Below are 20,975 nucleotides of genomic sequence, written 5' to 3'. Positions count from 1 at the left end.
GTTGGGGGCGCAAGGACAGGACAGGCTGACAGGCGTCGAGAAACCCCGGCTGCGTGCCCGCCGGGACGGTGGGTCAGACCGCGGCGAGCCGGTCCACCAGCAGTTCCACCCGCTGCTCGGTGACCTCCGGCGGCAGCCGTCCCGCCCGGGTCAGGGTGGCCAGGCCGTGCAGGGCCGCCCAGAACGTCTCGGTGAACAGCCCCGGGTCGACGCCGTCCCCGGCGACCTCGCCGAGGCTCTCCAGCAGCGCGGCGAACGCGTCCTTGAGGGGGGCCGGGGTGTCCTCGTGCGCGAACGCCAGGCCGCCGTCGAGCTGGAAGATGGCGTCGTAGACCGCCGGGTTGCGCTCCGCGAAGTCGAGGTAGGCGCGGGCGAGGGCGGCGACCCGAGCGCGCGGGCCGTCCACGTCGGCGGTCGCGGCGCGCACCGCCGCGGCCATCTCCGTGGCGCCCTGGAGGGCGACGGCACCGATGATCTCCCGTTTGCCGCGGAAGTGGCTGTAGAGGACGGGCTGGCTGTACTCGATGCGCTCGGCGAGCCGGCGCGTGGTGACCGCGTCCCAGCCCTGCTGCTCGGCGAGTTCGCGGGCCGTCGCCACGATGAGATGTTCGCGGCCCGCCCGTTCTCGCTCCTTGCGTTCCTGTACCGACATGATTCGATCCTAGCACTGCTAGACAATCGAGCGGCAGTAGTACTAGCGTAGCCATATCACCTAGCGATGCTAGATACCGAGAGGGGTCGTCATGCTCAACGCACTCCAGGTCGTCACCACCGTGGCCGTCGGCGTGATGGTGGGGGTGGAGTTCTCCGTCGCCTTCGTCATGAACCCGATCTTCGACGCGCTCCCCGAGGACAGCGGCCAGCTCGGCCGCGCCCACGGCGGCCGGATGCTCGGAGCCGTGATGCCGTACTGGTACATCGGCTCGCTCGTCCTCGCCGCGGTCTGGGCCGTCGCCGGACGGCACCACCACGGCACCGGTCTCGTCGTCACCGCCGGCGCGCTGCTGCTCCTCAGCGTGTTGATGTCGATCCTGCTGCTCGTCCCGATCAACAACCGGAGCAAGACGTGGACCGCCGAGAACCGGCCCGCCGACTGGAAGCAGCAGCAGAACCGCTGGAACCGCTTCCACTACGTCCGCGTCGCCGTCCTCATCGCCGCCTTCGCCCTGCTGGTCACGGCCCTCACCTGAGCTCGCGGGCTCACCCAGCCGGGCGTCAGCCGCAGCGCCCGGCCGCGCGCCCGACTGGCCGGTACACCCGCGACCGGCATCCCCGCCCCCGGCTTCACCTGGATACGGACGTCGCCTCACGAACCGCCGTCTCAGGGTGAGCCGTTCGTCAGCAGCAGGTGGAAGGTGCGGTCCCGGTGGACGAACGTGGCGGTGTCGGAGTCGCCTCCGTCGAAGTACACCGGCCGCAGCGGCTCCTCACCACTGTAGTAACCGGTGGAGCGCAGGAAATCGGGGCTGACAGCGGCGAAGGACCATGCCGGGCCGTCCGCACCGAACAGTTCCCGGGCGAAGCCGCGCACCAGCAACTCGGCGTCCGCTGCCGGAAAATGGTGGTTGTAGGGGCTGAACGCCCCACAGAGCATCCAGCGCAGTCGCGTCAGGAAGCCGCCATGGTCGAGCGGGCTGACCATGGCGCTGAAGCCCTCCCGCAGGAGCGGATGCGTGAAGGGTTCGCTGTCGTACTCGTCCGTCAGGTCGTACCCGTCGCGGCGCACGTCGGGGGCACGCATCAGCCGTTCGAACAGGGCACTGCGCAGGAAAGCGTGCAGGACGTCCTGGCGGTTCCCGGCCGACACGGGCACCTCGCAATCCGCTGTGAGGAGCAGGGTGTTGCTGTTCATCGAGCTGTCCACGGCAGAGAGAAAGGCGTCGACGGCGCGAGATTCAGGAGCGGCCGGCGGCGCGGTGAACTTCAGGGAATCCATGGCGGCAGCCTTGCGGACGACCGGTCGCTGCCTCAACACTTTTCCGCGGCCCCGACCGGATGGCGACCGGATGGATGCCGGGTTCGACGGTGGTCTGCTTCTGTTCTTCCCCCGCTGATCCGGTGGGCCGGGCTGTCCGAGGACGAGATCTCCTCGGGCGACCCGGCCGAGGCGCGTGCGTGGTCAGGCGATCCGGTGGCGGCGCACCCACCACACGCAGAACGCGGCGAGGAGCAGCGCGGCCGTGCCGCAGAGCGCCAGTTCCTGCCACTGGAGAGCCCAGTAGCGGTTGCCCGGTTGGTAGGTCACGAGTTCGTGGTAGGTGGCGCCGACCTTGGAGACGCAGGCCTGCATCCGCTGCTGCGCGGACTGCGGGACCTGGACATGGCCGGGAACGGCCGGCCCGCCGCCACCGGAGGCCATACCGGGGCAGTCCGCGTCGAGGACCTTGTCCGTCAGGTCGTGCCCGGCGTCGTCGACGACCCGGGTGGAGTAGATCCAGGCGTTCGGCAGATTCGGTGTCGCGGGGGCAAGTGCGCTCGACGGACCGCCGTTGAACAGCGCGTTGAACATGCCGTCAGGTGAGACCGAGGAACCGAAGCCGGTCGAGGCCGGGTCGAGCGCCAGGGTCCGGTGCGCGGGGCCGATGAGGCGCGGCCGGATCCCGTAGGCGACGCCGACGCGCACGACCACGAACGTGAACAGTGTCAGGGCCATCGCCGGCACCGTGCGGCGGATCAGCATGCCCGCGGTGACACCGATCGCGAACGCCAGTGCCGCGTAGCCCACCGGTGCGAGGTCACGCTCGCCGAACGTGTCGTAGGCGGCGGCAGCGGCCCGGTCCAGCGGGTGGGCCCACCAGGTGACGACGAGGCTCAGGAGCCCTGCCACGAGGACGCCCGCCAGGCCGACGACCGCGAGCTTGACGGCGAGCCAGCGGGTGCGGGTGACACTCTGTGTCCACACCAGTGGGATCGTTCCGCCCTCGATCTCGCGGGCGATCAGCGGAGCGCCCCAGAACATGCCGAGCAGGCCGGGCACGATGGTGACCAGGGTGCCGAACGCCGTGCGCAGGACGCTGTCGGTGTGTGCGAAGTCCGCCATGGCCGACGTGCAGGTTCCCGCCTGGCGGCACTCGGTCCTGGTGGTGGAGTAGGCGTGGGCGAGGCCGGGGCCGGTCAGGGCGGCGAGGAGGACCACCACCAGCAGTGCTCCGCACGCCACGACGGCGGGGGTCCGGAACTGGCGCCAGGTGAGCTGGATCATGAGCGGTCCTCCGTGCCCATGTGGGCGAGGACGACGTCTTCGAGGCTGACCGGTTCGACGGTCCACGCCGGATCGTCGATCGGCTCCTCGGAGCGCACCAGCAAGGTGCTGTGCAGCTCGGTGTGGCGTGCCTCGACGACCTCGACGCCGGCCGTGGTGTGGTGGGCCGGCCCGGTGAGTCGGCGGTGGGTGGCCAGCAGATCCTCGATCGTCCCGGCGACCCGTACCCGGGAGGCCACCAGCACGATCACGAAGTCGCAGACGCGCTCCAGGTCGGAGACGAGGTGCGAGGACAGGATGACGCCGACGCCCTGCTCGGTGGCGACCTCGCTGATGCCCTGCAGGAACTCGCGACGGGCGAGGGGGTCCAGACTGGCCACGGGCTCGTCCAGAACCAGTAGTTCGGGCCGTTTGGCGACGGCGAGGGTGAGGGCGAGCTGGGCGCGCTGCCCGCCGGAGAGCCGGCCGGCCCGTTGCCTGGGGTCCAGGCCCGACCGCTGGATACGACGTTCCGCGAGGCCGCGGTCCCAGCGGGCGTTGAGCCGGCCGCCCAGACGCAGATGGTCGGCCACGGTCAGGTTCGCGTAGACCGGGGTCTCCTGCGCGACGAACCCGACGCGGCCGAGCTGGGCCGGGTTCTGCGCCGGTGGGTGACCGAGCACCTCGACGGTGCCCGACGTCGGGGTGAGCAGCCCGACCGTGAGGCGCATCAGCGTCGTCTTGCCGGCCCCGTTCGGGCCGACCAGGCCGACCACCCGTCCGGCCGGCACGGCGAGCGTGCAGTCGGACAGCGCCCAGCGCCGCCCGAATCGTCTGCCGAGGCCCCGGGCCACCAGCACAGTGTCGTGAGTCATGGAACCCGGTTCTACGCGCCCGGCGGTCACACCCCGGGCACAGCTTCTGTGACCGGGGTGTGACCGCCGGGCTGGCATTCTTGAGCACCATGAGGGTGCTCGTTGTCGAAGATCACGAGGTGCTGGGGCGAACCCTGGGTACCGGGCTGCGCCGTGAGGGCATGGCGGTCGATGTCGTGCTGGACGGGGACGACGCGCTCGAACACCTCTCGGTCACCCGTTACGACGTCGTCGTCCTCGACCGTGACCTGCCCCGGGTGCACGGCGACGAGGTGTGCCGCCGTCTGGTCGCGCAGCACTCGCCGACCCGGGTGCTGATGCTGACGGCCGCCAGCACCGTGAAGGACCGGGTCACCGGCCTGAACCTGGGCGCCGACGACTACCTGCCCAAGCCCTTCGACTTCTCCGAGCTGGTGGCCCGCGTCCGGGCACTGGGACGACGCGCCACCGCCGCGCTGCCGCCGACGCTGGAGTGCGGTGACGTGACGCTGGACCCCAGCACCCGGGCCGCCTTCCGGGCCGGCCGACGCCTCGCCCTCAGCCCCAAGGAGTTCGCGATGCTCGAGTGCCTGCTCAGCCGCGCCGGCGCCGTGACATCGACCGAGGAACTGCTGGAACGCGTGTGGGACGAGAGGGCCAACCCGTTCACCAACACGGTCAAGACCACGGTCGGCCGGCTACGGGCGAAGCTCGGCGAACCACCGCTGATCGAGACCGTCCGCGAGGGCGGCTACCGGATCGCGCTCCCGTGATGCGCCGTACGCTGCGCGGGCGGCTGACCCTCCTGTACGGCAGCGTGTTCTTCGTCTCCGGCATGATCCTGCTCGCCTTCGTCTTCGGACTGTTCTGGACCGGACGCTCGACGCGCGAGTCGACACCGGTACTGGACGGCCGGCAGGTGCCCGACGGCGCGGCCATCGCCGACCGACAGCACGGCCACGACCTCCACACGCTGCTGGTCTCCTCCGGGATCGCCCTTGCGGTGACGGGCTTGGCCTCGGTCGCCCTCGGCTGGATCATCGCCGGTCGGGCCCTGCGGCCACTGCTCACGATGACGACGACCGCCCAGGCGATCTCGGCCAGCAACCTGCACTCGCGGATCGGGCTGGACAGTCCGTACGAGGAGTTCAAGGAACTCGGCGCGACCCTCGACGAGCTGTTCGAACGACTCGACGCGGCGTTCCAGTCGCAGCGCCATTTCGTCGCCAACGCCTCCCACGAGCTGCGGACACCCTTGACCGTGGAGCGGGCGCTGCTGCAGGTGGCGCTCGCCGATCCGGACGCGAGCGCGGAGTCGCTGAGGTCGACCTGCGAGGAGCTTCTGACACTCGGCGCGGCCCAGGAACGCCTGATCGAGTCGCTGCTGACGCTGGCCAGCAGTGAGCAGGGCGTCGAGGAGTGGGAGCCTCTGGACCTCGGCGTGATCGCCGCGGAGGCGGTTCTGGTCCGGCGGCCCGAGGCCGAGCGTCGAGGCGTCCGAATCGACACCGTACTCGCCCGGGCTCCGGCGACCGGCGACGGGCGGCTGGTCGAGAGCCTGGTCGCCAACCTGGTCGACAACGCCATCCAGCACAACGTCGCCGACGGCCACGTGAGCGTGACGACTTCGTCGTCCGAGCACGGCGCCCGCATCACCGTCACCAACACCGGCCCCGTGGTCCCGGACGACGACATGGACCGGTTGTTCGTGCCGTTCCAGCGGCTGCACACCGAACGCACCCGGCATCCGGACGGACACGGACTCGGGCTGGCCATCGTGCGAGCGATCACGACGACACACCGCGCGGTCCTGACCGCGAAGGCGCTGGAATCGGGCGGACTCGACGTGCGGGTGACGTTCCCGCTCCACCCTCCCGTCGGCGAGCCCATGGCCAGGTCCGGCGCCGAGCGGGGTGCGCGTACCGACACCCCCGGCACGTGAGCCCCCTCTGCTCGTGGGCCGATACCCCGGACGGGTGTCCGCGAACGCGGGGACATCCGTCGGGACATCCCGTACGGCCGCGGCCGCGGCTCGCAGAGTTCCGCTGAGGCGCCCGGACGTTCGGCGCTGACGTGGGAAGCCGGCCCTCGGCCCAGGCGGACACCGCGACCGACCGTCGGCGCTCGGCCTCAATCGCCGGGCGGGCCGTGGGCGTCCGCGAGTCGGGCCTCCTCCAGGTCCAGTGAGCGTTGCAGGCGGCGGCGGGTCGTGTCGCTGATGCGGTGTCGGTCGTAGAGGCGCTGGAGTTCGGCCTCCTCGACCGTGATCAGGTCGCGTCGTAGCTGGCGGTAGGTGAGGTCGGCGGATTCCGTCCGATCGCCGTTGCCGTCGGTCTGTCCGAGGCGGTCGTTCGCGTCGTCCAGGCGGGCCGTCAGGCCGCGGCGGAGCCGGTCGAGGACGACGTCGGGGACGGCTTCCAGGTCCGACAGCTCGTCCAGGCGGTTCAGGCCCGCGTTCGCCAGGCTGCGGCGGGCGTGGGCCTCCTCGCGTTCGGTGTGGTCGGGTTCGAGGGCGATACCCGAGCGGCGGACGACCGGTGCCAGGGTGAAGCCCTGGACGACGAGCGTGGCGACCACGACCGAGGTGGTCAGGACGAGGACGAGCGGGCGTTCCGAGAGCGGGGTACCGCTCTCGGTGGCCACCGGAATGGACAGGGCTGCGGCCAGGGGGACCACGCCACGGGTGCCCGCCCAGGTCAGGACCACCGGCACCCGCCAGGTCATCCGCTGGATCCCGCCCTTGCGCAGCACCACCGCGGACACCGGCGCCAGCCACAGCAGGCGCATGGCGATGAGCGTGGCGGCGACGGCGAGCGCGTACAGCGGCCAGGCCCGGTCGGCGTCGGACAGCGCCCGCACCTGGGCGGGCAGCGCCAGCCCGATCAGGCTGAAGACGACGCTCTCCAGGAGGAAGACCACCGTGCCGTAGACGGCGTGCAGTTGGAGGCGGATGCGGGCGTTGGTGAGGCGGTCGCCCCGGCCGCCCAGGACGACTCCGGCGACGACCACCGAGGTGACGCCCGAGGCGTGCGCGGCCTCGGCCAGGACGTAGGCCGCGTAGGGCGTGACCAGCGCGATCACGGTCTCCAGGACCGGGTCCTCGGTTCGCCGCCTGATCAGTGTCACGACGCCCGCGACCGCGGCACCGATGACCATGCCGCCACCCGCCAGCAGCGCGAACTCTCCCGCTGCCGTACCCCAGCCGGCCGCCGCCGAGGCCACGGCGACGCTCACCGCGACCCGGAAGAGGACGAGCGAGGTCGCGTCGTTGAAGAGGCTCTCGGCCTGCACCAGCACCTGCACCTTGGGCGGAAGCGCCAGCCGTCTGCCCAGCGCGGTCACCGCCACCGGGTCGGTGCTCGCCAGCACGGCGCCCAGCACGAACGCCATCGGCCACGACAGGGGCGTGACCAGGGAGGCGACCGCCCCCACCGCGGCCGCCGAGGCCAGGACCAGGCCCGTCGACAGGACTCCGACCGGTTTCCACACGGCACGCAGTTCGCGCCAGGGCAGTTCCTCGCCGCTCGCGTAGAGGAGCGGTGGTAGGACGACGAGGCCGATGATCCCGGGGCTGATCTGGATCTCCGGGGTGCCGGGCAGCAGGGCGACGGCCAGGCCCGCGATCACGAGCAGGGAGGGCGCGGGGATGCGCCAGTGGCGAGCGGAGGTGGCCACGACGGTGGCGAGGACCACGAGGGCCAGGACTGTCCCTACCGCGCGCATGGCACTCCTCCGGTCATGAAGAGGAGACCTTGTGGCTCCCCGCCGACCAGACTTCCCGGCACACCGCTCTCACCCTATCGGGCCGGTACCCGTCAAAGCGGTGTCGATGTCGAGAGTCAGGACGCCGACGGCGGTGCGGAAGGCCGGCGGTCGGCCCGGAACCTCAACCGACGGGCGCCCGGCGGTCGGCGGTCGGTCCAGAGGTACGCGGCCGATCGTCCCGCGTCCCGCAGGGCGCGATCGTGCGGCTCGCCACGGTCGGGGTCCGCGAGCGGTATCCCACTGGCGCCGAGGTTCCAGGCGGCCGTGCGGACCGCCACCAACTCGTCGGTCGGGGGAAGCGGAGGACGGGTGCCGACGACATCGTGACCCGCCGATTCGAGCGCCCGAAGAGCGACGGCGACGCGAAGGCTGCGGCTGCGGCGCATGCGGGGGGCACGGCGATCCTGTCGATGGGGGACGCATGTCGCCTACCCTGGCCCCATGCGATACGCCGAGTCGGCTCATGACGCCGCGGCGGTGTGGGACATCGCCACCCCGTCGCGGCCCGGTCGGCTGCCGGGCGTCGGCATGGCCGGGTTCCGCGCTCGTACCACGGAGCCCGTCGACCTCGGCGTCGTCCCCTATCCGGCCGTCACGGTGGCCGTCGACCTGGGTGACGGGTCGCTCGCCGTCGACGACAGCGGCGGCCGTCGGCAGGAGAGCAGCGTCGTCGTCGGACTCGCGGCCAGTGGCGTTCGAGGGCGGGGCCGTGCCATCGAGTGCCTGCAGGTGCGACTGTCGCCGGTGGTCGCGCACGCCGTGCTGGGCGCCTCACCGGAGTTGGGCGGGACGGTGGTCCGCCTCGACGACCTCTGGGGCCGTGACGCCCAGCGGACCGAGGAGCGACTGCGCGCCGCCCGGTCGTGGGAGCACCGGTTCGCGCTGGCGGAGGCCGCGCTCGTCCGACGCTACGAGGCGAGCCGAGTGGTCGAGCCCGAAGTCGCCTTCGTATGGGGTCAGATGGTGGCGAACCTGGGAGGGGTTCGGGTCGACCGGCTGGCAGCGGAGATCGGCTGGAGCCGTAAGCGACTGTGGTCCCGCTTCCGGGCGCAGATCGGGATCACCCCCAAGCGGGCCGCTCAGCTCGTCCGTTTCGACCACGCGGCCCACCGGCTGGCCGCGGGTCACGGCGCGGCACGAGTGGCGGCGGAGGCCGGCTACGTCGACCAGTCCCACCTCCACCGGGATGTCGTGGCCTTCTCCGGTGTGACGCCCACGGCGGTCGCCGTCGCGCCGTGGCTGGCGGTCGACGACGTCGCGTGGGCCGCCCCGGCGTACCTGTCGAAGGCTTGAACCGACGGTCCGCACCCGGCGGTTGCGGGGCCCGCGCGCCTGGTCCGGGGGAACATTCCTACAAGACGCCCGGTGGCCGGACGCGTGACACTGTGAGCATGTCAAAGGACCGGAATGACCTCCCGCCGTCGCGTCCTCCATGGCCGCGGTACGGCGTCGACGCTCCAGCGTTCCCGGCGGTACTCGCCGTCGCCGGCACGGCCTGCTGGCTGGCCGCCCGCCGGTGGCGGCCGGGACGGACCGCGACGACGGCCGCGGTCACGGGGACGGTACTGCTCGCCAACACCGGCATCTACCTGCACACCACCCTGCACGGCAAGTTGCGCATCTGGAGGCGGGAACTGGACCTGGCCGACTTGAAGGGCGACGAGCGGCTGCTGGACCTGGGCTGTGGCCGCGGCGCCGTGCTCGTCGAAGCGGCCAAACGGCTGCCGAGGGGACAGGCCGTGGGCGTCGACCTGTGGTCCGCGAAGGACCAGAGCGGCAACCGGCCCGACGTCACGCTCGCCAACGCCGCCGCGGCGGGGGTCGCCGACCGCGTGGAGGTACGTACGGCCGACATGACCGCGTTGCCTTTCGCGGACGCCTCCTTCGACGTCGTGACGAGCGCGCTGGCGATCCACAACATCCCGTCGCCCGAAGAGCGGTACCGCGCGGTGGACGAGGCCATGCGGGTGCTGCGACCGGGCGGCCAGTTGATCGTCGCCGACTTCTGGCCCATGGCCAGGAAGTACGCCGCACACCTCGGCCGCGGCACGCTGCGCGGACTGGGCCCCGGATACTGGTACGGCGGCCCGTGGCTCGGCGTCACCCTGTTTCACGCGGTCAAGGGCTGACCGGCGGGAGGGCCCGGTGGCACGGGTGCCGGACGGTGACCGGTATCCGCCCTCGTGAGTCCGTCGGTCGCGCTCGGTTTCTATCGCGGCGAAAACGGATCACCTTCCTGGTCGGAGGGTGCCGTCCCCCGATGCCGCGGAGGGTTGGTGTCGTTGGCGCGGACCCAGGACGTGAAGTCCTCGACCGCGTCGGTGACCGCGTGGAAGCGCAGCGAGGGGAAGAGGTCGAAGGCATGCTGGGTGCCCGGGAGTTCGGCGTAGGCCACCGGCTGTGTGGAGACTCTTTCGAGCTCGGCGGCGAAGTGGCGGGCGTCCTCGACCAGGACGAGTGTGTCCAGCGTGCCGTGGACGATGAGGAACGGCGGGGCGTCGGGGTGCAGGTGTGCCAGCGGGGTGGAGTCGGTGCCGCCGTCGGCCTGCCCGTAGTAGCCGTAGAGGCTGATCACCCCCGCCACCGCGTTGTCGCACTCCTCGCCGTCCGGCCGGCCTGGGACACCTGAGGCGGTGAGCGCGGCCATGGAGGCGAGATGGGCCCCGGCCGAGCCGCCGGCGAGGAACAGCGCCGCGGGGTCGGCTCCGTGGGCGGCGGCGTTCTCGTGCACCCAGCGGACGACCTGCCGGACATCGGCGAGCCGGTCGGCGTAGTCAAGGCCCCCGCCGAGGCGGTAGTTGGCGCTCACGCACACCCAACCGCGGCCGGCGAGCCGGTAGAGCAGGGGGCGTGCGCCGAGCAGCTTGCTGCCGATGCGGAAGCCTCCGCCGTGGAGGTAGACCAGGACCGGCGCGTTCCGCGCTCCTGAGCGGGGGCGGTACACATCCAGTAGGTGGCCGCGGCCCCCGTCGCCGTATCGGACGTTCGCCACCCGCCGTACGCCGAACCGGTAGGAAACCAGCGGCAGGACCAGCAGACGCACCAGCGGCCACACGCCGTGTCGTCGGCGTCGCGGTACCGCCCGCGGCCCGAGTGCCCGCTGCAGCGCGGCGGTCAGCCGGGGCCCCGCGGTGCGGGCACGCACGGCGAGCCACAGCACCCCGGCTGCGGTGCCCGTGGCCAAACCCGTGCCCAGCCACCACGACGGCGTTGCCGTCTCGCCGGCGACCAGTGGGGGCACCGTTCCGGCCGCCAGTACGTACAGGGCGAGGAAGGGCTGCTCGTTGATCAGGAACGTCAGAAAGAAGCTCAGGGTGAAGGGAGTTGTACGCCGGGGCCGCGGCGGGCGCAGCGCGACCAGGGTCATGAGCGCGATCGACCCGCACCCGCTGATCACTTGGGTGAACGGCACCGCGACTCCCCCGTCGGCCGCACGGAACGCAGGACATGGGCCCGTCGGCCTGTGAACACAGCCGTTGTATCAACCGAAGCTGTACGGAGGAAGGGGACCGTCGAGTCGGAAGTCGAAGCCCTCGCCCATCTGGTGGGCGAGGCTCAACTCCGTTGCGAGGAACAGTTCGTCCTGTTCCTCGTTCACCAGGAAGGAGACGCTGAGGAAGTCCGTTCCGTCCGGCTGCCCGGAGTCGGTCTCCCGGGCGAAGGGGCGAAGCGCCTCGATCACTCCCGACGCCAAGGCCTTCTGCCGGGCCCGGGTTTCCGCGACGACCAGTTCGCCGAGGCGCGGAGCCGTGTCGGGTGCCGCCGTGCCCGCGCGTATCCGCTCGTCGAGCCGCCGGGCCGCCTCGGACTCCGACAGGATCTCCCGCAGCAGCATCTCCTCGTCCTGTGACGCCCTGAGCCGGTACTCGACGCAGCCCTCCAACCGGCCCAGCCGGTCGGCGTAGTCGTCGGCGCGTTCCTCCAGCGCGAGCCGGACCGCTTCGTCGTCCGGGGCCGTGCAGCCGAACTTCAGGGGGAGTACGGTGCCGTCCGCCATCAGTCGCTTCTGGATCTTCTCGTGGGCGTCGATGTCCCCCTGTTCGAGGGGCAGTTCCGCCGGTCCGTCGCTCACCACAGCGCAGAGGGGGCCGCCGGTCACCGTGCGCAACGGGGTGGGCGGCGTGCCGACGCCGTCGAGGTCGTCGAGGCGGAGCGGATGATCCTTGAAAGTGATCGAGTAGACGTGGACGGCCATGGCTCACTCCTCCGCGTGAGACGCGCTTCTCTCCCGCTGGGAGGAGTGCCGAGCGGGTCGCCACGCTTGCGCGACCGTCTCCTCCTGGCCCCGCCGCCTCGCCGCTCTGATGGCTGTTTCGGCGGGTTCCGCTGCGGCAAGGTGTCTCCGGTCGTGGCGGCGGACGCCACACATCGGACGGAAACGCCCAATACCATCATAGAGGTGGCATTTGTGGCACCGGACAAGACGGGCACGGCACCTCATGAGGTCCGCCCGCTCAGGGGGATCGTACGGCCCGGGGGAGCCGCGGGCCGTGCGATCCCAAGGCGCATGTCCAGGCCGTAGTTCCACGCCGCGTCTCCAGGGCGCATGCCCAGGCGTAGACCCGTTCCACGGTGCTCCTTGCGCGGTGCGCGGCGACGGTGAGAGAGACCGGCCCGACCCGGCGGAACGCGGAGAAGGCGGGCAAGCCGGTGGACCCCGCCCCGGATTCGGCGCGGCGCCCGAAAGACCCCGACCCGGACCCCGACCCCGACCCGGACCCCGACCCGGACCCCGACCCCGACCCGGACCCCGACCCGGACTCCGACCCGGACCCGGGGTGGCGCTGGAACCCGCCGTGTTCGCCGCCGTCAACGCGGTCGGTGAGGTGCTGAGGAGTCCTGGTCAGTGTTTGGTCCAGCTGCGGACGCGCGCCGTGGTCTTCTCGGTCATCTCCTGGGCCTTGCCGCGCAGTTGATCACGGCGTCCCGCTCTCTGGACCGAGGTGTCTCCCAACACCTTTCCGACGGACTCCTTCACCTTGCCCTTGATCTGTTTCGCCTTCGCGTTGCCCTTGAACATCATCGTCGCCGTCCTCTCGGGGCGCTCCGTGCCGCGACCCGGCGGGCCACGCCTCCCTTTCTCACCGTGTGGCCTCGCGGACGGCACCGCAAACCGGCCTGTCCGTCCGCGTACGACGCCCCGCCGGCTGTGGCCGGGTTTCCCCGAGCCGCCGAGGGGGACCCGATACGGACAGCCCGGAGTCGCAGGAGAGACGGCCGGACCCGACGGGGCCCGGACGCACAGGGAACCGGGGCCGAGCGGAGAAGAAGGAAGAAGAGCCGTGACCGCGGACATCAGTACCAGGACCACCGCACGACCCGAAACGGGATGGGCCATGTCGCGCCGTCGGCGCCTCGGCGGTCCGCGGACCTGCGTCCCGGCGACGGCCGACCGAACGGCCCGCACGGACCGGTCCGCCCCCGACTGGAACATCGTCAGGGGCGAGGACTGACCGACCGCCCCTCGACACCGTACGACGGCATCGGCACCTACGACCGACGGCATCGGGGCCGTACGACGGACGGCATCGGCGGCGTACCACCCAGCCGGTACGAGACGAACGCGCCGGCACGGTACGACCATGCCCGCGCCGTACGAGCACCTGGGCACCGTCCGTAGGAACCCGGTCCTCTCGTACCACCGGGTGTCCGCACACCGTGCACCGACCGGGTGTCCGCACGCCGACTCGTGCGGGGAGGGGCATCAGCCTCCGGCTACGGAGTGACGTCCGTCTCCGAGCGCAGGCGGCGGACCTCGTCCCGCGGGGCGCGGCGACCGTCCTCGTCCGGCAGTCGCTCGGGCATGTCGTCGTCGGGTATCAGGTGGACGGCCGCCTCCTCCGCGGAGGCCGTGCCGTCGTCGGCGTCGCCGTCCTCGGCGATCATGTCGTGCTCGGCGTCCTGATGGGCGCCCTCGTCGAGGGCCAGGATCCGTTCCGCACGGTCGGCGCCCATCTCGCCGTCCAGGAGTTCGCCGTCCTCGTCCGCCAGGCCGCCGACACCGTCGTCCTCGTCCTCGTCGGACTCCTCCAGTGACGGATCCGTCCGCTCCTCGGCCAGCTTCTCGTCCAGGCTCTCGCCTTCACGCTGCTCACGCGCCGTGGTGCCTCGATGCTCGACCGCGAGCGGTCGCTCGGGAGGCGACCACCCTTCGTCGAAGGGATCCGAGCCCCGGTCCTCAAGGGTGTCCTCAGGGTCGAGGATGCCTTCGTCCTCGCGGACATCGGGGCCTCCCGGCTGGTAGACCTCATCACCCATGACGTCGTCCTCGCTCTGGCTGCCCAAGACGGGCGTGACCCTCCGGACCGATCGAAGGGGCATCGGCCCATGTATCCAGGCTGGCCCAGCCCACTCATTCCGGCATGCCGGAGCCGCACGCGATCACGGAGGGTCACCGAGCGGACGGTACTGATCCCCGATCTTCACGTTTGACCCCGGTCGGACGGGTCACTCGATGTTCGACACCCGAAGTCGATCGTGATGGGGAAGTGAGACATCGTGGGTGGCGAAGAGAAGGCCAAGGCCAAGATGGAGCAGGCCAAGGGCAAGACGAAGGAGGCGGCCGGACGTGCCGTCGGCAACGAGCGCATGACCGCCGAGGGCCGGGCCGAGAAGGCGAAGGGCGACGCCCGGCAGGCCAAGGAGAAGACGAAGGACGTCTTCAAGGGCTGACAGCGAACGTTCGGGAAACGCTGACGGCGATCGTTCACAGAGCGCTGACGGCGCACGTCGAGGAAACGCTGACGGCGCACGTCCAGGGAGTCGGCGCGGTCGCTTCGACCGGACCATGTGGGGCCCGTTCAGGGGAACGGGCCCCACAGTCACGTGCCCAGGGGCGGCCACTTGCCGCCCCCGCCCTCCCCCCTGTCCCCGCCGACGCCCGTCCGACGGCCGGAGTGAGCCGCTGGGCGTGAGGTCCCGCGGCTCGGAGGGACGCCGAGCGGCGGGGCAGTTCCTGTTGCCGGATGCCCGCGCGGGCCGAAGATGGTGGGGGAGCGGCGGAGAGGAGCCCCCGGCGTGGGACCGGACGCGCAGGCAGACGGACGCGGCGGAAGCCGGGACGACGGGCCCGGGGCCGGCGAGCTGGGGGCGTCGGCCGAGGGCGCCGATCCGCGGCGCTGGCGTGCTCTGTGGGTCAGCCTGGCGGCCGGGTTCATGAGCCTGCTCGACGTCACCATCGTCGCGGTGGCCCTGCCGTCGATGCAGCGTGACCTGCACGCCAGTGCCCCGTCCATCCAGTGGGTCGTCTCCGGCTACGCCCTCACCTTCGCGCTCGTACTCGTAACGGCCGGACGGCTGGGCGACGCGATCGGCCGACGGCGGATCTTCCTTCTCGCGCTCGCCGGCTTCGTCCTGTGCAGCGCCGCGGCGGGCGCGGCCCCGACCATCACCCTCCTCGTCGTGGCCCGACTGGCGCAGGGCGTGGCGGCCGGCTGCCTCGCGCCGCAGAACTCCGCCCTCATCCAGCAGATGTTCCGGGGAGCCGAGCGCGGCCGGGCCTTCGGCCTCTTCGGTGCGACGGTCGGCATCTCCAGCGCGGTGGGCCCCGTCATCGGGGGACTGATCCTGATGCTCGCCGACGGGCCGCAGGGCTGGCGCTGGATCTTCTACGTGAACGTGCCGGTCGGAGCCGTCGCGTTCCTGCTGGGCCTGCGCCTGCTGCCCAGGGTCGTTCCGGGCCACCGGGAGCGACTGGACCTGCGCGGCGTCGCGCTGCTCGGCTGCGGTGTGCTCGCGATGATGCTTCCGCTGGTCCTCGCGGAGTCCGGCGGTGTACGGAGGCTGTGGTGGCTGTTCCCGGTGGGGGCGGCGCTGCTCATGGCGTTCGCGTGGTGGGAGCGGCGGCTGGCGGCGGGCGGCGGCCGACCGCTCCTGCATCCTCGCCTGGTCACGAGCACGCGGGGGTATGCCGTCGGTGCGACCATCGCCGCCCTGTACTTCGTGGGGTTCAGCGGGGTGTGGCTGGTGTTCGCCCTCTACTTCCAGAACGGTCAGGGTTACTCGCCGCTGCGTTCGGGGCTCGCGGTGACCCCTTTCGCCCTCGGTTCGGCCGCGGCGGCCGTGGTGGCCGGGCGGCTGGTGGAGCGGCTGGGCAGGCTGCTGACCGTCTGCGGTCTCGCTGTCGTGGCCCTCGGGCTCGGCGGAGCGGTCCTGGCGCTGCGTCTCGCTTCCGGGGACACCGCCCTGTGGTTCGCGGCTCCCGTCCTGTTCGCCGGCGGTCTGGGGAGCGGCTGTGTCATCTCGCCCAATGTCACGATGACCCTGCGGGACGTGCCGGTGCGCATGGCGGGCGCGGCCGGCGGTGCGTTGCAGACGGCCCAGCGACTGGGCGGCGCCGTCGGTACGGCCGCGCTGCCGGGGCTCTTCTACGTGGTGCTCGGCACCGGCCGCCACGACTACCGGTCCGCCGTTGTGATCGCCATCGGTTCCGGGATCGTGTTCATCCTGGGCGCCTTCGGCCTGGCTGTCCACGACTGGCTGCGCGACCGAAGGCCCCGGCCTCCGCCCCGCCCACCGGAACCGTCCCACGGGCCCAGCCGTGCGACTCGGCTCTGAGGGGTCGTCACCGGCTCTGAACCCCCGTTGGAGTGACGTTGAATCAGCCCCGGATGGACAGGTCGGAGAACCTGTAGCGGCAGGTCACAGGCATGCCGGCAGACCGCTTCGGGCCGTCGTGTCCGGAGATTCCGCTGGAATCGAGTGTTTAGGTAGACCTAAAGATGGCATTCTGGAGATAGCGGCAACACCCGCTGCAGCAGCTTTGGTTGGGGGCAATGCATGAGCTTCTTCACTCGTGGTGAAGGCAGCACCGAGTTAGCCGGAGTTCAGTTGGCGCACCAGGCGACAGCTTCTCTGGCAGGCCTGTTGGCGGGCCTGGGCAAGACACGTGCGGACCTGGCCAGAGCCATGGGCGTCAGTCCCGGCCGGGTCAGTCAGATCATGTCGGGCGAGGCGAACCTGACGGTGCGCACGCTGGCCGCGGCGGCGGAAGCGCTGGGAGCGGACGTCGAGATCAGGTTTTCTCCTCGCCGCCCAGAGGCCGCGGAAGAGGCGTCCGTGAGGAGCGGAGAGTCCTCGACCCTACGTGGAAGCGGCATCCCGACACATCGATAGGTGTGCTCCGTCGTCGGTGCCTGCGGGAGCCGATGGACGTCCTGCGGCGGACATCCCGTTTCTGCGCCGACCTCAGCCCTTAGGTGCGGTTGCGGCGCAGGCTGAACCGTCGTCCTTGCTGCGGCAGAGCCGAGCTGTGGAAGGCGTCGTTCGGCAGGGCCTTGGCGCGCAGTGTCTCAAGCTCGGCCTCCTCCGTCCGGCGGCCGTGCACATAGGCGTACATCAGCAGGTCACCGCAGCGGTTGCGCGCCTCACCCATGGCGCTGCGGCACTGATAGACCTCTTCATCGGTCGGCTCGCGCATCCAGTTGGTCGGGATTTCACGGCGCGCCTGATCGGTCTTCGTCTGCACCTCAAGCGCGTGGATCATCGCCTTGTCGGCTGCGTCGAAGAGGTTGGTGATCGCTTTGGTGAGCGTGGGATGCCGGTCCGCCAGATAGTTCCTGAGGTCGTGTACGAACACGCGGAGCTGCGTCGATCTCTCGAAGCTGTCCAGGAACCCGTCGCACCAGGTGTGAGCGTCGAGTTGCATGCGGTACTCGAGCCGTTCCCTGAACCAGGCGATGCCGAGCGTCATGAACTTGACGTACGGCTGGGTCGTATCGTCCTGCCGCTTGCGCGGCATGGTGGTGACACCGGTTGCCAGGCCCGCGGCGACCGGGGGCAGCTTCGCCAGGTGTGGAAGGGCCATCCCGGCCGCGATTCCGACCGCACCTGTCAGAGAGAGAACCAGGAGGGTCAGGCCGGCGGATCTCCAACTGCCCAGCAGTCGGCCCTTGCCGACGGAATTGCGCGCCAAGCCGACCCACGCGAGGCCGGCACTCAGCATGGCCGGTAATACATAACCGGCGAACCAGCCGTGGTGATAGGTCATGAACGGCCCCAGGTCGAGCATGGACAGGGAGGGCCGTCGCAGGCGAGCAGAAGGTGAGCCGGACTCCCCCTCGGCGTATGCGCCCAGCCCTCTCGCGACAGGCCTGTAGTGGGTAGGCTGCAGCGAGTAACGCAGATGATGTCACCCGGCTCAGCTTCCTGGCGTTACTTTGCGCAACAAATGGCCGCAGGCTGCGGTGATCCGGCCACTTCGGGTCCCCCGCCCCCGGCGGGCGGCGCGCGTGCCTCACAGTCATCTCACAGTCATCGCACAGCGGCCGAAAGGGCCTCAGCGAAGTGATGAACTCGCAGTAGGCAATGGTCAGTTCAAGCCGATCTCTTGTCGCCTCCATGACAAGACCTTCGGCGGGATGGCACTCTGCTCTCGAACCTTCACGTTTCGTTCACCCCCTCCGGCACCCTCACCCCCCTTCCGGCCCTCACCCCCCTTCTGGCTCCGGCCCCCACCGACCCTCATCCCCGTCGGCGCCCGCCCGTCAGCAGACGCGGGCCGACGCACCGCCCGCCGGCAGGCGCCCCTGGGCGCACGGCAGGTCGGCGCGCCCACACCAACATCCCCCGTCAGCACAGTCGCAGGCCGCATCAGCGCGCCGCGCACCCACCCCGCACTCCCTCGATTCCCGCCCTCACGATCCACGCGCCGCCGAGTCCGCGCGTCTTCGTGCGGCGTTCTCCGCGGCGCTCCTTCCCGCCCGGCCCTCCAGGAGCCGACCGCACCCGTCGGTGCGGTCGCCCAGGGACTCCAGCCGGGTCGACCCCCCGCAGAAGGAGCTGACCTTGAACCGGCAACACCCTTCCGCCCGTCGGCGCAGACACGCCGCGGTCCTCGCCCTCTCGACCGCGGCTTCGTTACTGGTCCTCGGCGTCCAGCCGGGCTCCGCGTCCGCCGCCCCCGGGAGCCACGCTCGCGCGGACCACGCTCCCGCCAAGATCGTCGCCCGGTCCCGGGCCGGCGCGGCCCAGGTCCCGCTGTCCCCGGCCAGGCGCACCGCCCTGGTCAAGAGTGCCGGAGCCGCGGTGGGCGCCACCGCGAAGCGGCTCGGTCTCGGAGCTCGGGAGAAGCTCCTCGTCAAGGACGTCGTCCAGGACGTGGACGGGACGACCCACACGCGGTACGAGCGCACCTACGCGGGACTTCCTGTGATCGGCGGTGATCTGGTCGAACACCGCAAGGGCGCCCTGAGCACCGTGTCCGAGGCGACGCGCGCCACCATCACCGTTCCGAGCGTCAGGCCGAGGATCGCCGCCGCCGACGCGGCGGCGAAGGCGCTCACGGCGGGCAGGAAGGCGGCGGTCGGGCGGTCCAGGGTCGACGGGGCGCCCCGGCTCGTCGTCTGGGCCGCGGGCACGCACCCGGTGCTCGCCTGGGAGTCGGTGATCGAGGGCTTCCAGCGCGACGGCACACCGAGCGAGCTGCACGTCATCACCGACGCGGACTCCGGCAAGGTCGCCTCCCGGTACCAGGGCGTGGACACCGGCACGGGAACGGGCCAGTACGTGGGTTCGGTACCGCTCTCCACCACGCCGTCCGGATCGTCGTACCAACTGGTCGACGGGGACCGTGCGGGACACCGCACCTACGACCTCAACCAGGGAACCTCCGGCACCGGAACCCTCTATACGGATGACAACGATGTCTGGGGTGACGGTACCCAGAGCGACCGGCAGACCGCCGGTGTCGACGTGGCCTACGGAGCCGCGGCCACCTGGGACTACTACAAGGACGTATTCGGCCGCAACGGCATCCGCAACGACGGTGTGGCCGCGTACAGCCGGGCCCACTACGGAAACAACTACGTCAACGCGTTCTGGTCGGACAGTTGCTTCTGCATGACCTACGGCGACGGCGCGAGCAACACCCATCCGCTGACGGCGCTGGACGTGGCGGCCCACGAGATGAGCCACGGTGTCACCAGCGCCACCGCGAACCTGAACTACTCGGGAGAGTCCGGCGGCCTCAACGAAGCGACGTCGGACATCTTCGCCGCGGCGGTGGAGTTCCACGCGAACCTCGCGGCCGACGTCCCCGACTACCTGGTCGGCGAGAAGATCGACATCCGCGGCAACGGCACCCCGCTGCGCTACATGGACAAGCCGTCCAAGGACGGTTCCTCCCGCGACTACTGGGACTCCTCGCTCGGCGGCCTCGACGTCCACTACTCCTCGGGGCCGGCGAACCACTTCTTCTACCTGCTCTCCGAGGGGAGCGGCGCGAAGACCGTCAACGGTGTGCCGTACGACAGTCCGACCCATGACGGCGTGCCCGTGACCGGCATCGGCATCGAGAACGCCGCCGCGATCTGGTACCGGGCGCTGACGACGTACATGACGTCGACGACCGACTACGCCGGCGCCCGGGTCGCCAGCCTCCAGGCCGCCGCCGATCTCTTCGGCGCCTACAGCGCCACCTATCTCGCCGTGGCCGACGCCTGGGCCGGCATCAACGTCGGCGACCGGATCGCCCTGGGTGTCAACGTCGCGCCGGTCGCCGACCAGACCTCCGGGGTCGGCCAGGAAGTGTCCCTCCAGGTGAACGCCTACACCACCAACACCGGCGCGAGCCTGACGTACACGGCCACCGGACTGCCGGACGGCCTGGCCATCAGTGACGGCGGTCTGATCTCCGGGGTCCCGACCACCACGGGGACCAGCGACACGACGGTGACGGTGACCGACAGCACCGGCGCGGCCGTATCGGTCTCCTTCCAGTGGCGGGTCGCCTACATCTACGCCAACGGCACCCGCGTGGACATCCCGGACCTCGGGCCCGCGGTCGAGTCGCCCATCACGATCACGGGCCGGCCCGGCAACGCCTCGGCGACCACGGAGGTCTACGTCAACATCGTCCACACCTACCGCGGCGATCTGACGGTCGATCTGGTCGGCCCCGACGGCACCGTGTACTCCCTCCTGAACCGCAGCGGCGGTTCGGCCGACAACGTGGACCAGACGTTCACGGTGGACGCCTCGGCCCAGCCCGTGGAGGGCACCTGGAAGCTGCGTGTCCGGGACCTCGCGTCGATCGACGTGGGCTACATCCAGGAGTGGCGGATCACTCCCTGACCCGCGTGCCATCGCCGCCCGTCCGGACCGCCCACCAGGGTCCGGACGGGCGGACCCGCCCGGCCGAGTGCCCGGGGTCGTACCGCCGTCACGACGGCGGTACG

At 71.1% G+C, this 20,975-nt stretch carries 19 protein-coding genes and 1 pseudogene; 10 read left to right on the top strand and 10 right to left on the bottom strand.

What is annotated here, in order from left to right; all coding sequences use genetic code 11:
• Positions 1 to 73: 73 nt before the first annotated feature.
• Positions 74 to 652, bottom strand: coding sequence for a TetR/AcrR family transcriptional regulator (locus OHT01_RS04660; RefSeq protein WP_328551831.1), 579 nt, complete (start codon positions 650 to 652; stop codon positions 74 to 76).
• Between the two features lie 91 nt (positions 653 to 743).
• Here OHT01_RS04660 and OHT01_RS04655 point away from each other — a divergent pair, with 91 nt between their 5' ends.
• Positions 744 to 1,190 (top strand): DUF1772 domain-containing protein, encoded by a 447-nt coding sequence (locus OHT01_RS04655; protein WP_328551830.1) that lies wholly within the window; start codon positions 744 to 746, stop codon positions 1,188 to 1,190.
• A gap of 131 nt (positions 1,191 to 1,321) precedes the next feature.
• On the opposite strand, the gene OHT01_RS04650 is transcribed toward OHT01_RS04655, so the two are convergent.
• Complete coding sequence (locus OHT01_RS04650) at positions 1,322 to 1,852, bottom strand: hypothetical protein (RefSeq protein WP_328551829.1); 531 nt, start codon at positions 1,850 to 1,852, stop codon at positions 1,322 to 1,324.
• Here OHT01_RS04650 and OHT01_RS04645 point away from each other — a divergent pair.
• A complete protein-coding gene (locus OHT01_RS04645) occupies positions 1,842 to 2,054 on the top strand; it encodes a hypothetical protein (RefSeq protein ID WP_328551828.1) in 213 nt (70 codons plus the stop codon). The genes OHT01_RS04650 and OHT01_RS04645 overlap by 11 nt on opposite strands.
• A gap of 65 nt (positions 2,055 to 2,119) precedes the next feature.
• Here OHT01_RS04645 and OHT01_RS04640 read toward each other — a convergent pair whose 3' ends face one another.
• Positions 2,120 to 3,202: an ABC transporter permease gene (locus OHT01_RS04640; RefSeq protein WP_328551827.1), complete on the bottom strand. Its 1,083-nt coding sequence runs from the start codon at positions 3,200 to 3,202 to the stop codon at positions 2,120 to 2,122.
• The gene (locus OHT01_RS04635) at positions 3,199 to 4,056 is read right to left on the bottom strand and encodes an ABC transporter ATP-binding protein (protein WP_328551826.1); all 858 of its coding nucleotides are present in this window, start codon (positions 4,054 to 4,056) and stop codon (positions 3,199 to 3,201) included. Before OHT01_RS04635 ends, OHT01_RS04640 begins: the two co-directional genes overlap by 4 nt.
• A gap of 89 nt (positions 4,057 to 4,145) precedes the next feature.
• Between OHT01_RS04635 and OHT01_RS04630 the strand changes: the two genes are divergently transcribed.
• Both OHT01_RS04630 and OHT01_RS04625 read left to right on the top strand, forming a co-directional pair.
• Positions 4,146 to 4,808: a response regulator transcription factor gene (locus OHT01_RS04630; RefSeq protein WP_328551825.1), complete on the top strand. Its 663-nt coding sequence runs from the start codon at positions 4,146 to 4,148 to the stop codon at positions 4,806 to 4,808.
• The gene (locus OHT01_RS04625) at positions 4,808 to 5,977 is read left to right on the top strand and encodes a sensor histidine kinase (RefSeq protein WP_328551824.1); all 1,170 of its coding nucleotides are present in this window, start codon (positions 4,808 to 4,810) and stop codon (positions 5,975 to 5,977) included. The genes OHT01_RS04630 and OHT01_RS04625 overlap by 1 nt, the downstream gene beginning before the upstream one ends.
• A 188-nt stretch (positions 5,978 to 6,165) precedes the next feature.
• Here OHT01_RS04625 and OHT01_RS04620 read toward each other — a convergent pair whose 3' ends face one another.
• Positions 6,166 to 7,758 (bottom strand): Na+/H+ antiporter, encoded by a 1,593-nt coding sequence (locus tag OHT01_RS04620; RefSeq protein ID WP_328551823.1) that lies wholly within the window; start codon positions 7,756 to 7,758, stop codon positions 6,166 to 6,168.
• A gap of 483 nt (positions 7,759 to 8,241) precedes the next feature.
• On the opposite strand from OHT01_RS04620, the gene OHT01_RS04615 reads away from it, so the two are divergent.
• Positions 8,242 to 9,093 (top strand): helix-turn-helix domain-containing protein, encoded by an 852-nt coding sequence (locus tag OHT01_RS04615; protein ID WP_328551822.1) that lies wholly within the window; start codon positions 8,242 to 8,244, stop codon positions 9,091 to 9,093.
• Between the two features lie 98 nt (positions 9,094 to 9,191).
• On the top strand, positions 9,192 to 9,929 hold the full coding sequence (locus OHT01_RS04610; RefSeq protein WP_328551821.1) for a class I SAM-dependent methyltransferase: 738 nt from the start codon (positions 9,192 to 9,194) through the stop codon (positions 9,927 to 9,929).
• A gap of 80 nt (positions 9,930 to 10,009) precedes the next feature.
• Here the strand turns inward: OHT01_RS04610 and OHT01_RS04605 are convergent, their stop codons facing one another.
• The 4 genes and pseudogenes from OHT01_RS04605 to OHT01_RS04590 form a co-directional block, all read right to left on the bottom strand.
• Entirely contained in the window at positions 10,010 to 11,212 is a 1,203-nt protein-coding gene (locus tag OHT01_RS04605; RefSeq protein ID WP_328551820.1) for an alpha/beta hydrolase, read from the bottom strand.
• A 69-nt stretch (positions 11,213 to 11,281) separates the two neighbouring features.
• Positions 11,282 to 11,995, bottom strand: coding sequence for a GvpL/GvpF family gas vesicle protein (locus tag OHT01_RS04600; protein WP_328551819.1), 714 nt, complete (start codon positions 11,993 to 11,995; stop codon positions 11,282 to 11,284).
• A 648-nt stretch (positions 11,996 to 12,643) separates the two neighbouring features.
• Positions 12,644 to 12,823: a CsbD family protein gene (locus OHT01_RS04595; protein ID WP_328551818.1), complete on the bottom strand. Its 180-nt coding sequence runs from the start codon at positions 12,821 to 12,823 to the stop codon at positions 12,644 to 12,646.
• A 782-nt stretch (positions 12,824 to 13,605) separates the two neighbouring features.
• A pseudogene (locus OHT01_RS04590) lies at positions 13,606 to 14,121 on the bottom strand (DUF5709 domain-containing protein); the annotation flags it as partial.
• Positions 14,122 to 14,298: 177 nt separating this feature from the next.
• Between OHT01_RS04590 and OHT01_RS04585 the strand changes: the two are divergent.
• The 3 genes from OHT01_RS04585 to OHT01_RS04575 all read left to right on the top strand — a co-directional run bounded on the left by OHT01_RS04585 (position 14,299) and on the right by OHT01_RS04575 (position 16,914).
• Positions 14,299 to 14,472 carry a CsbD family protein gene (locus tag OHT01_RS04585; RefSeq protein WP_328551817.1) on the top strand — a complete coding sequence of 58 codons (174 nt, stop codon included), beginning with the start codon at positions 14,299 to 14,301 and terminating at the stop codon, positions 14,470 to 14,472.
• Positions 14,473 to 14,817: 345 nt separating this feature from the next.
• Positions 14,818 to 16,356, top strand: a complete 1,539-nt coding sequence (locus tag OHT01_RS04580) for an MFS transporter (protein ID WP_405915246.1) — start codon at positions 14,818 to 14,820, stop codon at positions 16,354 to 16,356.
• A 222-nt stretch (positions 16,357 to 16,578) separates the two neighbouring features.
• Positions 16,579 to 16,914, top strand: coding sequence for a helix-turn-helix transcriptional regulator (locus OHT01_RS04575; RefSeq protein WP_328551816.1), 336 nt, complete (start codon positions 16,579 to 16,581; stop codon positions 16,912 to 16,914).
• Between the two features lie 79 nt (positions 16,915 to 16,993).
• Here OHT01_RS04575 and OHT01_RS04570 read toward each other — a convergent pair whose 3' ends face one another.
• The gene (locus OHT01_RS04570) at positions 16,994 to 17,809 is read right to left on the bottom strand and encodes a hypothetical protein (RefSeq protein ID WP_328551815.1); all 816 of its coding nucleotides are present in this window, start codon (positions 17,807 to 17,809) and stop codon (positions 16,994 to 16,996) included.
• A 776-nt stretch (positions 17,810 to 18,585) separates the two neighbouring features.
• Here OHT01_RS04570 and OHT01_RS04565 point away from each other — a divergent pair.
• Positions 18,586 to 20,871 carry a M4 family metallopeptidase gene (locus OHT01_RS04565; protein WP_328551814.1) on the top strand — a complete coding sequence of 762 codons (2,286 nt, stop codon included), beginning with the start codon at positions 18,586 to 18,588 and terminating at the stop codon, positions 20,869 to 20,871.
• Positions 20,872 to 20,975: the final 104 nt, after the last annotated feature.

Source organism: Streptomyces sp. NBC_00358, from assembly GCF_036099295.1.
GTDB lineage: Bacteria > Actinomycetota > Actinomycetes > Streptomycetales > Streptomycetaceae > Streptomyces.
Note: the sequence above shows the minus strand (reverse complement) of the source record. Positions and strands in the feature narration are given on the sequence as shown.

Coding starts and splice junctions, on each gene's coding strand:
- OHT01_RS04625 (WP_328551824.1), top strand. CDS start 4,808: ATGCGCCGTACGCTGCGCGGGCGGCTGACCCTCCTGTACGGCAGCGTG.
- OHT01_RS04650 (WP_328551829.1), bottom strand. CDS start 1,852: ATGAACAGCAACACCCTGCTCCTCACAGCGGATTGCGAGGTGCCCGTG.
- OHT01_RS04615 (WP_328551822.1), top strand. CDS start 8,242: ATGCGATACGCCGAGTCGGCTCATGACGCCGCGGCGGTGTGGGACATC.
- OHT01_RS04595 (WP_328551818.1), bottom strand. CDS start 12,823: ATGATGTTCAAGGGCAACGCGAAGGCGAAACAGATCAAGGGCAAGGTG.
- OHT01_RS04575 (WP_328551816.1), top strand. CDS start 16,579: ATGAGCTTCTTCACTCGTGGTGAAGGCAGCACCGAGTTAGCCGGAGTT.
- OHT01_RS04630 (WP_328551825.1), top strand. CDS start 4,146: ATGAGGGTGCTCGTTGTCGAAGATCACGAGGTGCTGGGGCGAACCCTG.
- OHT01_RS04640 (WP_328551827.1), bottom strand. CDS start 3,202: ATGATCCAGCTCACCTGGCGCCAGTTCCGGACCCCCGCCGTCGTGGCG.
- OHT01_RS04660 (WP_328551831.1), bottom strand. CDS start 652: ATGTCGGTACAGGAACGCAAGGAGCGAGAACGGGCGGGCCGCGAACAT.
- OHT01_RS04570 (WP_328551815.1), bottom strand. CDS start 17,809: ATGCTCGACCTGGGGCCGTTCATGACCTATCACCACGGCTGGTTCGCC.
- OHT01_RS04635 (WP_328551826.1), bottom strand. CDS start 4,056: ATGACTCACGACACTGTGCTGGTGGCCCGGGGCCTCGGCAGACGATTC.
- OHT01_RS04655 (WP_328551830.1), top strand. CDS start 744: ATGCTCAACGCACTCCAGGTCGTCACCACCGTGGCCGTCGGCGTGATG.
- OHT01_RS04610 (WP_328551821.1), top strand. CDS start 9,192: ATGTCAAAGGACCGGAATGACCTCCCGCCGTCGCGTCCTCCATGGCCG.
- OHT01_RS04600 (WP_328551819.1), bottom strand. CDS start 11,995: ATGGCCGTCCACGTCTACTCGATCACTTTCAAGGATCATCCGCTCCGC.
- OHT01_RS04620 (WP_328551823.1), bottom strand. CDS start 7,758: ATGCGCGCGGTAGGGACAGTCCTGGCCCTCGTGGTCCTCGCCACCGTC.